The 11,538-nt window shown below is 73.3% G+C and carries 12 protein-coding genes; 6 read left to right on the top strand and 6 right to left on the bottom strand.

Annotated features, from left to right (window positions below; translation table 11 throughout):
- Window positions 1-137: 137 nt before the first annotated feature.
- Window positions 138-710 (bottom strand): RICIN domain-containing protein, encoded by a 573-nt coding sequence (locus tag ACFWPT_RS33235; protein ID WP_380378311.1) that lies wholly within the window; start codon window positions 708-710, stop codon window positions 138-140.
- A gap of 201 nt (window positions 711-911) precedes the next feature.
- On the opposite strand from ACFWPT_RS33235, the gene ACFWPT_RS33230 reads away from it, so the two are divergent.
- A complete protein-coding gene (locus ACFWPT_RS33230; RefSeq protein ID WP_380486328.1) occupies window positions 912-1,268 on the top strand; it encodes a hypothetical protein in 357 nt (118 codons plus the stop codon).
- Between the two features lie 7 nt (window positions 1,269-1,275).
- Here the strand turns inward: ACFWPT_RS33230 and ACFWPT_RS33225 are convergent, their stop codons facing one another.
- Window positions 1,276-2,034 (bottom strand): helix-turn-helix domain-containing protein, encoded by a 759-nt coding sequence (locus ACFWPT_RS33225; RefSeq protein WP_380486326.1) that lies wholly within the window; start codon window positions 2,032-2,034, stop codon window positions 1,276-1,278.
- 254 nt (window positions 2,035-2,288) lie between these two features.
- On the opposite strand from ACFWPT_RS33225, the gene ACFWPT_RS33220 reads away from it, so the two are divergent.
- The 4 genes from ACFWPT_RS33220 to ACFWPT_RS33205 all read left to right on the top strand — a co-directional run bounded on the left by ACFWPT_RS33220 (window position 2,289) and on the right by ACFWPT_RS33205 (window position 7,885).
- Window positions 2,289-3,092: an alpha/beta fold hydrolase gene (locus ACFWPT_RS33220; protein ID WP_380486323.1), complete on the top strand. Its 804-nt coding sequence runs from the start codon at window positions 2,289-2,291 to the stop codon at window positions 3,090-3,092.
- Window positions 3,093-3,399: 307 nt separating this feature from the next.
- Window positions 3,400-4,137, top strand: coding sequence for a class I SAM-dependent methyltransferase (locus ACFWPT_RS33215; RefSeq protein ID WP_380486321.1), 738 nt, complete (start codon window positions 3,400-3,402; stop codon window positions 4,135-4,137).
- 194 nt (window positions 4,138-4,331) lie between these two features.
- Entirely contained in the window at window positions 4,332-6,119 is a 1,788-nt protein-coding gene (locus ACFWPT_RS33210) for an ABC transporter transmembrane domain-containing protein (protein WP_380486319.1), read from the top strand.
- Complete coding sequence (locus ACFWPT_RS33205; protein ID WP_380486317.1) at window positions 6,116-7,885, top strand: ABC transporter ATP-binding protein; 1,770 nt, start codon at window positions 6,116-6,118, stop codon at window positions 7,883-7,885. Before ACFWPT_RS33210 ends, ACFWPT_RS33205 begins: the two co-directional genes overlap by 4 nt.
- 39 nt (window positions 7,886-7,924) lie before the next feature.
- On the opposite strand, the gene ACFWPT_RS33200 is transcribed toward ACFWPT_RS33205, so the two are convergent.
- Window positions 7,925-8,338, bottom strand: coding sequence for a cupin domain-containing protein (locus ACFWPT_RS33200; RefSeq protein ID WP_380486315.1), 414 nt, complete (start codon window positions 8,336-8,338; stop codon window positions 7,925-7,927).
- A 92-nt stretch (window positions 8,339-8,430) separates the two neighbouring features.
- Between ACFWPT_RS33200 and ACFWPT_RS33195 the strand changes: the two genes are divergently transcribed.
- Complete coding sequence (locus ACFWPT_RS33195; RefSeq protein WP_380486313.1) at window positions 8,431-9,093, top strand: TetR/AcrR family transcriptional regulator; 663 nt, start codon at window positions 8,431-8,433, stop codon at window positions 9,091-9,093.
- A gap of 28 nt (window positions 9,094-9,121) precedes the next feature.
- Here ACFWPT_RS33195 and ACFWPT_RS33190 read toward each other — a convergent pair whose 3' ends face one another.
- The 3 genes from ACFWPT_RS33190 to ACFWPT_RS33180 form a co-directional block, all read right to left on the bottom strand.
- Entirely contained in the window at window positions 9,122-10,309 is a 1,188-nt protein-coding gene (locus tag ACFWPT_RS33190) for a flotillin family protein (RefSeq protein WP_063346367.1), read from the bottom strand.
- Between the two features lie 57 nt (window positions 10,310-10,366).
- The gene (locus ACFWPT_RS33185) at window positions 10,367-10,603 is read right to left on the bottom strand and encodes a hypothetical protein (RefSeq protein ID WP_350880803.1); all 237 of its coding nucleotides are present in this window, start codon (window positions 10,601-10,603) and stop codon (window positions 10,367-10,369) included.
- A 155-nt stretch (window positions 10,604-10,758) separates the two neighbouring features.
- The gene (locus ACFWPT_RS33180; RefSeq protein WP_380486311.1) at window positions 10,759-11,439 is read right to left on the bottom strand and encodes a YitT family protein; all 681 of its coding nucleotides are present in this window, start codon (window positions 11,437-11,439) and stop codon (window positions 10,759-10,761) included.
- Window positions 11,440-11,538 lie beyond the last annotated feature (99 nt).

Below are 11,538 nucleotides of genomic sequence, written 5' to 3'. Positions count from 1 at the left end.
GCGCCCCCCCCCCCCCCCCGGGGGGGCCCCCCCCCCCCCCCGGCGGGGTGGGGCCCCCGCCCCCCCGGCGCGGCGGGGGGCGCGGCGCCCCCCCCCCCCCCCCCGCCCACGCCGGGCCCCTGACAGTGCCCAGATGTCTAGATGTTGGGGTTGATCGGACGGTCGCTGTCGGAGTGGTGCCAGTCGAACTCCTGGGTCTGCCCCATGCTCGCGTTCCGCCCCAGCGTCCAGAGTTCGTAGGAGGACCGCGGGCCCTGGTTGCCGGTGTAGGTCAGGCAGGCGCCGGCGGCGTTGCACACGCTGCGGTCGGTGTTGAACGTCCAACGCTGGTTCGGGTCGCCCCCGTTGCACCCCACCGCCTTGGCGCCCGGGCCGTCGGACGGGCCGCTCGGGACGTGGCCCCACAGGCAACGGCCGTCGTTGGTGCTGCGGATGAGGCCTTCCGGCGAGACGAACCAGAACTGGTTCCAGGAGCCGTCGCACGGGCGTAGGACGACCGGCCGGCCGTCGCCGTTGGTCTGCCGGTACTCGTCCAAGCAGTAGTAGGTGCCGTTGGGGCCGCCGCTGGCCGGGCGGGCGAGCGCCACGAGGGAACCGTAGGCGTAGGGCTGCGGATTGACGGGGTCGGCCTGCGCGGCGGCGACGGGCAACGAGACGCTCAGGCCGATCGCGAGTGCCAGTGCTGAGACGATCTTTCGGGCGGACTTCATGAGGTCCGACACCTCTCTCTGACGTCGGGTCACTGCGGAATGCGGCCATCCTGGCAGCGGAGTTGAGGGCCTGGGCAGCTTTCCGAACGATCCCGAACAAACGGGAGTGTATGGATTTCGCCATTTGATTCACCTCAGTTGACAGGAACCTCCGGCGCGAAGAGGCTGTTCACGCAGGCCCGGCGGGGGGAGGACAGAGCTTTGACCTGGTCACCTATGCGCACCACGGCGGCCCCGTGCTCCTGCCGGGCAGCCGAGGTCAACTCCGATGCGACGCTAGCCCGTTCGCAGTCCTTGGACGCACTCGCCGAGTCCCTCACCCTGCTCCGGCAGGAGGCCGGCAGCCCCTCCTACTCGACCATCGTCCGGCGGATCAGCTCCGTCCGGGCAGCCCGCGGCGTCCCGGCCGGGGAACGCACACCCGGGCGGATCACCGTCTACGACTGCTTCCGCAGCGGACGCCAACGCCTGGACGTCGAACTGCTCTCCGACATCGTCCAGGCCCTCGGCGCGGACCCGGGCCCCTGGCGCCGCGCCTACCGCGCCGCCTCCCGGTGATCGCCGGCTATCCGCGGTCCGGACGCGGAGCGGCCGTGTCGGCCGGGGCCGTCTCCGGCTTCGTGTGGAGGATCTCGCGGGCCTGCTCCGCCGCGCGGACGATGCTCTCGGAGACGAAGTCGACGAAGCGGGCGATGTTCTCCAGGCGGGTGGCGGCCGGGGTCTGCGGGCCGAGGACGCCGACGCCCTGCCGCGCGACCTCGACGAGGTGGGCCGTGGCGCGGGCGCTGGCCATCATCGACTGGTACCAGACGTCGTCGTCGACGACGTAGCGCTCGCGGCGGCGCTCGTCGCGCTCCCGGCGGACGAGGCCCTGGCCGTCGAGGAACGTGATCGCCTTGGAGATGGACGGCGGGCTGACCTGGAGGTGCCGGGCCAGCTCGGACGCGGTGAGGCTGCCGCTGTCGGTGAGGGTGAGGCAGGCCAGCACCCGGGCCGTCATCTTGGGCATGCCGGAGGCCATCAGGACGGTGGTGTACGTCTCCTGGTACTCGCGCACGGCCTCGGCGTCGCGCCCGTGGGCCTGCGGGGGCGCCGCCGGCCCCCGGGGCGCGGCGGGCCTGCGCCGTTGGGCGCGGCGGCGTTCGGTGGCGCGGTGGGCCAGGTCGGCGCGGTAGGCGGTGGGGCCTCCGTTGCGCATCACCTCGCGGGTGACCGTCGAGGTGGGGCGGTCGAGCCGCCTGGCGATCTCCGCGTAGGCGAGGCCGTCGGCCATCCCCAGCGCGATCTGCTGGCGTTCCTGCTGAGTGAGCCTGCCTCCCGGCACCGCGATTCTCCCTTCACGCTTCCCTGAACGCCCTCACCATAGCGTTCACTCCCATTACAGTGCAACGAACACAGCGGCTGACGTTGCGTTAAATTCAAAGCCACTGCAACGATAATCGCGCTTACACCTGCATCGATACTGATTTCAAGCAACGGACTTGTTGCCACTAAACGTGAAGGCAACGTAGCGTTTCCATCATCAGAAACACCGAGCCGCAGCAGCCCGCCACCCCCACACCTGGAAGAAGGCACCCCATGACCATCAAGCAGCCCGCCTGGACCGGCATGGTCTCCGTCGACGACACCGCCCTGGCCGTGACCGACACCGGCGGGCCCGGCCGTCCCGTGGTCTACCTCAACGGCTCCTACGCCGACCAGTCGCACTGGCGGCGCGTCATCGCCGACCTCGGCGACGACTACCGGCACATCACCTTCGACGAGCGCGCCCGCGGCAAGTCGAAGCGCTCGGCGGACTACTCGTTCGAAGCGTGCCTGCGCGACATCGACGCCGTCCTCACCGCGAGGGGCGTGGACCGGCCGATCCTGGTGGGCTGGTCCTACGGCGCGATGCTCGCGGTGCACTGGGCCGCCCGGCACCCGGACCGCGTCCTCGGGGCGGTGTCCGTGGACGGCGCGTTCCCGCACGAGTGGCTCGACGACGCCACCCGGGAGCAGGTCCGCAAGCTGTTCCGCCGGCTCAGCCCGCTGTTCCCGATCGCCCGCCGACTCGGCATGGCCGCACGGATGAGCGCCGAGCAGCACGCCGAGATCAATCTTGAGATCAACGAGCTCTGCGCGCCCGCCGCCCTCGACCCGGTCTTCGACCAGGTGACCGCACCGGTCCGGTACGTGGTCGCCACGGGCGGCAACCTGGGCGGCGAAGCGAAGCTGATGGAACAGATCCGCACCAACCTCGACCCGGTGCTCGCCCGCAACCCGAACATCCGGGTCAGCACGAAGGTCGCGAGCAACCACTCCAAGATCCTGCGCAAGGACTTCCACGCCATCGCCGACACCGTCCGCGACCTCGCCGCCACCCCCGCGAGCGTGACCGGCTGAGCCCCGCTCCGACCCGAACCGGCCCTGCGGGGTCACCGCGAAGCGCTCGCACGACGGGCGGCCGTTCGGGCGAACTTCCCTCGGAATTACCGCGTTCGGGTGACGCGCGGCCGGCCTCGCCCGCCGGGGCCGTTAGCGTGACTGACCGTCATCGGCCGTCCGGTCGGGCGGAGCTGCGCACAGCTCGGGGGCCGGGGAAAGCCGGGAGGCGGAGGCCTTCGCCGGATTCCCCACGCGCCTCCACGCGCCGCCCGCCGTCCGGGGACGATCCCGACACCGTGCTCCACCAGCTGGGAGGTTCTCCGCCATGCCCGTGTCGAGTCGGTACCTGAACGCCTGGGAGGGCTTCTGGCGCGACGCACCGGCGGAGGCCGGCGCGGTGATCTGGGACGCGGAGCCGGCACTCACCGCGAGCGTGCACCTCGCGCTGTTCGACCCCTACCTCGTCGACCCGGCGCTGCCCGTCGTCGACGTCGGCTGCGGCAACGGCACCCAGACCCGCTTCCTCGCCGAACGCTTCGGCCGCGCCCTCGGGGTCGACCTGTCCACCGCCGCCGTGGAGCTCGCCCGAACCCAGCATCCGGACGGGCGGGCCGAGTTCGCCCGGCTCGACGCCACCGACCAGCAGGGCGTCCGGGAGCTGCACGCCCGGCTCGGCGATGCCAACGTGTACGTACGCGCCCTGATCCACCAGTGCGAACCGGCCGACCGCCAGCCGGTCGCCGACGCCATCGCCACCCTGGTCGGGGATCGCGGCCGGGCGTTCGTCGTCGAGCTGTCCTCGTCGGCGAAGGCCGTCCTGGCCGGCCTCGCCCAGAGCCCACAGGGCCCTCCCCCGAAGCTGCGCCCCGTCTTCGAGCACGGCCTCGCCCCCGCCGAGGTCGTCGACTCGGCCTTCGGCGAACTGTTCCGCACCGCCGGGCTCACCGTCCTCGCCTCCGGCGAACTGCCGTTGTTCCTCACCGAGTTCGCGCCCGACGGCAGCCGGATCGACCTCCCGTCCCACTGGCTGGTGGTGGGCTCGGGCGGCACACCGCAGAGGTGACCCGGTGGGGGGCGGCCGTCGGAACCGACCGCCCCCATCGCGTCACCCCCGGGTCAGCCGGCGATCCGCGGGCCCCCGCCCGACCTGGGGGTGCGTCAGTTCCGTGGCGGGGCGGTCTGCCAGACTCCGGGAATGAGACGTCAACGGATCCTGGACCAGTTCGCGGCTCGGAAGCCCGCCCGGGGGCAGGCGGGATGACCGGCGACGGACCGGACCTGCCCGGGGGTGCGCGCCGGGTCCCCTACCGCGATCCCGGGGTGCCGGACCACCGGAGTCCGCTGCGCTTCCTTTGGTGGCTGGTGCGCAGGCAGCGCGGCCGCGTCCTGCTCGGCTCGACCTGGGGCAGCCTGTGGATGTGCGCCCTGATGCTGCCGCCCTACCTGATGTCCAGGACGATCGACGAGGGGCTCCGGGCCCGCGACAGCGGCGCGCTGGTCTTCTGGGTGTCGGCCGTCCTCGTGGTCGGCGCGCTCATCGCCGTCCTCGGGATCCTGCGGCACCGCACCATGACCTTCATCCGGGCGGACGCCGCGTACCGCACCGTCCAGGTCATCACCCGGCACGTCAACCGGCTGGGGACGACGCTGCCGCGCCAGGTGTCGGCCGGTGAGCTGACCCACCTCCAGGCCGGCGACATCGGCCGGATCGCGCAGACACTGACCATCACCGGGCCCGGCGTCGGCGCGGTCATCGCCTACCTCGCCACCGCCGTCCTGCTGGTCCGGATCTCCGTCCTGCTCGCAGCGGTGATCCTCCTCGGGGTGCCGCTGCTGGCCCTCACCGTCGGCCCGTTGCTGGGGAAGCTGCACGGCGCCGAGGGCGGCTACCGCGAGCAGCAGGGGGCGCTGACGGCCCTGGCCGGCGACCTGGTCGCCGGGCTGGGCGTGCTGAACGGCATCGGCGGCAAGCCGATGTTCGCCCGGCGCTACCGGGAGCGCTCGCAGGCCCTCGTCCCGCTCGGCTACCGGGTGGCCTCGTTCACCAGTTGGGTGCAGGCGCTCGGCGCCTGCCTGCCGGTGGTCTTCCTGGCCGTGGTGACCTGGCTCAGCGCCCGGATGGCGGCCGCCGGTTCGATCACGGTCGGTGAACTGGTCTCCGTCTACGGCTACGTGGCGGCCCTGCTGGTGCCCGTCTCCGCCTTCGTCGAGGGCGCGGACGACCTGCCGCGCGGGCTGGTCTCCGCCCGCCGGGTCACCGACATCCTGGCGCTGCGGCCGGATTCGACACGCAGCCGGACGCTGACGACCCCGCCCGAGGCCCCGGCAGGGCTGAGCGATCCCGACTCCGGCCTGCTGCTGCGGCCCGGGCGGCTCACCGCGCTGGCCGCCGCCCGGCCCGAGGAGGCCCGGACCGTCGTCGAGCGGCTGGGCGGCTACACCGACTCGGACGCCACCTGGGGCGACACCAGGCTCTCCGACTGGGTGCCCGCCGAACTGCGGCGCCACGTCCTGGTGTCGGACGACGACGCGTACGTGTTCGGCGGCACGCTCCGCTCCGCGGTGTCGATCCGCGGCGACCGCACCGAGGAGGAACTGCGGCGCGCCCTGCACGCCGCCGCGGCCGAGGACATCGTCGACGCCCTGCCGGGCGGCCTGGACGCACCGCTCGACGACCGCGCCGGCAACGTCTCGGGCGGGCAGCGCCAGCGGCTGCGACTGGCCCGCGCGCTGCTGGCCGACCCCGAGGTGCTGCTGCTGGTCGAGCCCACCTCGGCGCTGGACGCGCTCACCGAGGCGGCCGTGGCGGCCCGGATCGGCGCCGTGCGCGGCGACCGGACCACCCTGGTCGTCAGCACCTCCCCCCTGGTGCTCGGCCGCGCCGACGAGGTGGTCCACCTGGTGGACGGCAAGGTCCGGGCCACCGGCACCCACGGCGAGCTGCTCGCCCGCGACCCCGGCTACGCGGCGCTGGTGTTCCGCGGCGGCAGCGACGACCACCCGGCGAGCGCCCCTGCGGACGCCGAGGAAGGCATGGTCCGATGAGCAATCCCGACACCCCCGACGCCCCCCACCGCCTCCCGGTCGCCGACACCGCGACGGTGCGCCGGGCCAGTTGGCGCCTGCTGGCGGACGACGGCCGGGCGATGGGCGCGATCATCGCGCTCACCTGCCTCGCCGCCCTGGCGGGCGTCGCCGGGCCCTGGCTGCTGGGCCGCATCGTCACCCGGGTCGAGAACGGCGAGCTGACGGTCGGCCAGGTGGACGGCTTCGCCGCGGCGGTCCTGGGGTTCGCCCTCGCCCAGCTGGTGCTCACCCGCTACGCCCGCTACCTCTCCCACCGGTTCGGCGAACGCGCCCTGGCCCGGCTCCGCGAGGAGGTCGTCGAGCGGACGCTCGCGCTGCCCGGGCGGTACGCGGAACGGGTCGGCGCCGGTGACCTGGTGACCCGCTCCTCGCTGGACGTGGGCACCGTGGCCGCCACCCTGCGCAACGCGGCCCCGGACGTCTTCATCGCCGTCGTCCAGGTGCTGGTCATCCTCACCGCGACCTTCCTGCTCGACCCGCTGATCGGGCTCTGCGCCCTGGTGGGCCTGCCGATCGTCTGGGCGGTGAGCCGCTGGTACCTGTCCCGGGCCCGGGAGGCCTACCTCGCCGAGGGGGCCGCGGCGGGCGGGGTCACCGAGGTCCTCGACTCCACCGCCCACGGCGCCCGGACCATCGAGGCGTACGGGGTCGGGGCGCGCCAGGACGGCGTAATCGACCGGGCCGTCGACACCGCCTACCGGGCCGGGGTGCGCACCCTGTTCCTGCGGACCGTGCTGTTCCCGGTCACCGAGTTCGCGCACGCGCTGCCGATGGCGCTCGTCCTGCTGGTGGGCGGCCTCGGCCACCTCCACGGCTCGGTGACGCTGGGCGCGGTGGTGGCGGGCGGCCTCTACATGTGGCAGCTCGTCGACCCGCTGGACCGGGCGCTCAACTGGGTCGAGCAACTGCAGCGCAGCGGTGCCTCGTTCGCCCGCATCAAGGGCGTCGGCCTGGTGTCGCAGGAGCCGCCGGCCACCGGCCTGCGCCCCGCCGACGACCGGATCGAGGCCGTCGGCGTGCGGTACGCCTACACCGGCTCGCACGACGTGCTGACGGACGTCGACCTGGTGGTCCGACCGGGCGAGCGGCTGGCCGTGGTCGGCCCGTCCGGCGCCGGCAAGTCGACCCTCGGCAAGCTGCTCGCCGGCGTCGACGCCCCGGACGCGGGGCGGATCCTGGTCGGCGGCGTGCCGGTCGCGGACCTCGCCGCGGCGGGCGAGCTGGGCAACCGCGTCGTGCTCATCACCCAGCAGCACCACGTGTTCATGGGGACGCTCCGGGAGAACATGACGCTGGCCGCCCCGGACGCCGAGGACGCGGCGGTGCTGGCCGCGCTCGCCCTGGTGGAGGCGGACTGGGTGCGCGACCTCCCGGACGGGCTGGACTCGCTCCTGGGCACCGGCGGGACCGAACTCGGCGCCGCGCAGGCCCAGCAGCTCACCCTGGCCCGGGTGCAGCTGGCCGATCCGCACACCCTGATCCTGGACGAGGCGACGTCCCTCCTCGACCCGACCACGGCCCGGCAGGCGGAGCGGGCGATGGCGGCCGTGCGCTCCGACCGCACGGTCATCTCCATCGCCCACCGGCTCCAGACCGCGCACGACGCGGACCGGGTCGCCGTCATGGCGGCGGGCCGCATCGTCGAGCTGGGCACCCACGACGAGCTGGTCGCCGCCGGCGGGGCGTACGCGGCGCTCTGGCGGTCGTGGAGCGGGGAGTCCTGACCGGCCGCCGCTGAGAAAGCCGCCCGGGGGCGCCTGCGGTCAGGGGGTGTCGGTGCGCTTTTCGAGCCGGGTGCCGTGGCGCAGGGTGAGCGACATCAGGTCGCTCGGGCCGTCGAGTTCGAGGCGGTGCCAGCGGCCGCGGGGGACGACCACCGCGCTGCCGGCGGGCAGCGGCACCAGCTCGTCGGCACCGCCCCCCGCGCCGTCGCCGTCCCCGCCCGCGGGTCGGAGGTAGAGCCGCGCGCCGCCGGCGAGGCAGCACACCGCCTCGTCGGCCTCCGGGTGCATCTCCCAGTGGTCGGCGTGGACGTCGACGTCGGTCTCCACGTGGAAGGCGCCGAGGTGCCAGGTGCCCGGCGCGCCGCCGGCCATCTGCCGCTCGGCGGCGCGGACTTCGCCGTCGGGGTGGAAATGCAGGGCCGAGGCGAACAGGTCGACGGCGGTGGGCGTCATGGCGGTGTTCCTTCCGGTCAGCAATTTCTATACGCGTAAGAAAACTAACCCCGCACCATCGCCGCTGTCGACCCCTGGGGAAGAATGGACCCATGCCGACCGCACCGCGCAAGACCTCGGGCCGACCGCCCCGCATCTCCCGTGAGCAGGTCGTCGAGGCGGCCCGCCGGATCGTGACCGAGGAGGGCGCGGACCGGCTGACCATGCGCCGCCTCGCCTCCGAGGTCGGCAGCACGCCGATGGCGCTCTACCACCACGTGCGCGACAAGGAGGAACTGCTCGTCCTGCTGCTGGACGACCACGCGGCGCGGACACTGCGCCGGCCCGAACTGTCCGCCGACCCGCGCGACCGCGTCGTCCGGTCCGCCGCCGCGATCCACGAGGCCCTGGCCGGCTGCCCCTGGATCGTCGAGGTGCTGACCGCCGACGACCTGATGTCCGCGTCCGCGCTGTGGTTCGTCGAGCAGATCGTCGACGGCCTCACCGCGTGCGGCCTCACGCCGGAGCGGGCCGTACAGGGGTACCGCACGATCTGGTACTACACCGCCGGCGAGCTGGTGGTCCGGGCGGCGGCGGCCCGGCGGCGCGCGGACGACGAGCGCGCCACGTACCGGGCGCAGGTGTTCGCCGGCCTCGACCCGGACGAACTCCCCCGCCTCGCCCAGGTCTCGGACCGCTGGGCCGCGCTGACCACCGACGACACCTACCTGAACGGCCTGCGGGCCCTGGTGGACGGCCTCGTCGCCGCCCGTTGACGCCTCGGCCCGCGGGCCCCCGGGTGCCTCAAGTCCGTTCCGGGAAGCGGGGCTTGGACTTGCCGTCGCCGAACGGGCCGGTCGAGTGCTGGAGCGAGTGCAGGATGGCGAGGCCCTGGCTGACGATGCCCGCCGCCATCTGGTTGACCCCGTCGCTGCCGTTGAGGACGGTGAGTTCGGCTCCGGACATGCCCCGGGCCGCCGCGTCGGCGAGGGCCGGCAGGTTCTCCACGATCCGGTTGGCCGCGATGAGCTCCTGGTTGCCGCCGCGCAGGGAGTCGGCCCGGGCGGTGTTGGCGTCCGCCTGCGCCTGGGCGAGCGCCCGCTCGCTGTAGGCGCTGCCGTCCGCCTCGAACTTCACCCGGTCGCGGGCGGCCTCGGCCAGCGTCCGCTGCCGGTAGGCCTCGGCGTCCGCCGGGCGCCGCACGTCGGCCTCCAGTTGCTGGGCGGCCAGCGCGGCCCGGCGCTGGGCGAGCGCGGTCTGCTCCTCGATGACGTCCTGGGAGGCCCGGGCCTCGGCGAGCGGCCCGGCCTGGGCGGCCCGGGCCCTGGACTGCTCGGTCTCGGCGAGGAACCCGGCCCGTTTGATCGCGGTGTCGCGCTCGTACTCGGCCTTCAGCGCGGCCGCCTGCTGCTCCCGCTCGGCGGCCTCCTGGTCCGCCTTGGCCTGGGCGATCCGGGCCTGGCTGGCGACCGCCGCCACGTGCGGCGCGGCCAGGTTGTCGATGTACCCGGTCGAGTCCTCGATCTCCTGGATCTGCAGCGCGTCGACCACGATGCCGAGCTTCTCCATCTCGCCGTGGCTGCCCGCCATCACCTCCTGGGCGACCCGGCTACGCTCCCGGATGATCTGCTCGACGGTCAGCCCGCCGATGATCGAGCGCAGGTGGCCGGCGAAGATCCGGCCGACGAGCTCCTCCATCTGGTCCTGTTCCGACAGGAAGCGGCGGGCCGCGTTGGCGATCGACACGGCGTCGTCGCCGACCTTGAACACGCAGACCGCGCGCACGGTGAGCCGGATCCCCTGCTGGGTCACGCAGTCCTCGGCGATCTCCGCCTCCCGCAGGGCCAGGGAGAGCATGCGGACCTTCTGCTTGACCGGCAGGACGAGGCTGCCGTGCCCGGTGACGATGCGGAACTGGGTGTCCTGCGCCTGGTGCTTGGACCCGGAGATGAGCATCGCCTCGTTGGGTGCGGGAACGTGCCAGAAGAACATGACCGACCACCTGACCAGCTGGGATCCGAAACCGCGATGAGGGCGGCAACAGCTCTACTAGGGCGGCAACAGCTCGACGATCACCGAGCGGGCCGAGATCGCGTCCACCACGACCACCCGGACGTCCCGGCCGACCGGCTCCGAGCACCAGGCCGCGAACACCTCCGAACCACCCCGGAGGGCGACCAGGACCTCGCCCGGGCCGCCCGCCGGAATGGGCACCGTCACCTTGCCGACGGCTCCGACCGGGCTCTGCCGGGAGTCGTCGACCGCGGGCATGCTCTCTCGCGCCACCGGCGCCTCCGGTCCCCACGTCGCACCACCGGGTCGAGGACACCTACGGCAACCGCCGACGGCGGCGGTGCCTCGACCCCTTCCACGGTACTCCGGCAACCGCTCCGCCACCGGCCGTCGCCGGCCACCACCAGGGCGGGCCGAACCGGCGCCGGTCAGGGCACGGCCAGGGCGACCGCGAAGCCGTGGTCCGGGATGTCGAGGAAGCGCCGGTTGAACCGGACGAAGGGCTCGATGAGCAGGTCCACGAAGACCAGGAAGGCCACCGTGCCGATGCCCACCGGGCCCCCCAGCAGCCAGCCGCAGAGCAGCAGCACTCCTTCGATCAGCCCCTTCGCGCACCAGAACGGCCAGGTCCAGCGGTGCCGGATGGTGATCGCCAGCAGGTCGATGGCCCGGATGCCGAAGCCGCTCATGATGATCAGCGCCGAGGCGTAGGCGCACAGCAGCGCGCCGAGCAGCATCAGCGGGTAGCTGCTCAGCCCCAACCAGGCCGCCGACCGCAGCCATTGGAAGAGGTCGATCAGGCTGCCGCACAGGAAGAAGGTCACGAAGGGCGAGACCACCGGGCGCTTGCGGTTCCACGCCGCCCACGCCCCGATGCACACCACCGCGACGGCCGCCTGGCACAGGCCGATGGTGAGCGGCAGGTGCTTGAGCACGCCCAGCGAGAAGACGTCGAGCGGGTCGGTGCCCAGATCGGACTGGATGAAGAAGTGGGCGCCCGTCGAGAAGACCACGCAGCCGGCCAGGTACACCAGCGCCCTGGGCAGTAACTCGCCCAGCCGCCAAGGTTTTCCGTTCGGATCGACGCCAGGGGGACGGTGGGACGCCATGGGTTCCTCCGTAAGGTGTTAGGTGGCCCGGGAGGGCCGGATGTGGCTGATGGGTTCTTGCCGACCGTGGCTTCCCTGGAGTGGCCGTCCGGCTCTCCG

This window comes from Kitasatospora sp. NPDC058478 (genome assembly GCF_042720345.1).
Lineage (GTDB): Bacteria > Actinomycetota > Actinomycetes > Streptomycetales > Streptomycetaceae > Kitasatospora.
The sequence above is the reverse complement of the archived record's forward strand: the minus strand, read 5'-3'. Positions and strand labels throughout refer to the sequence as shown.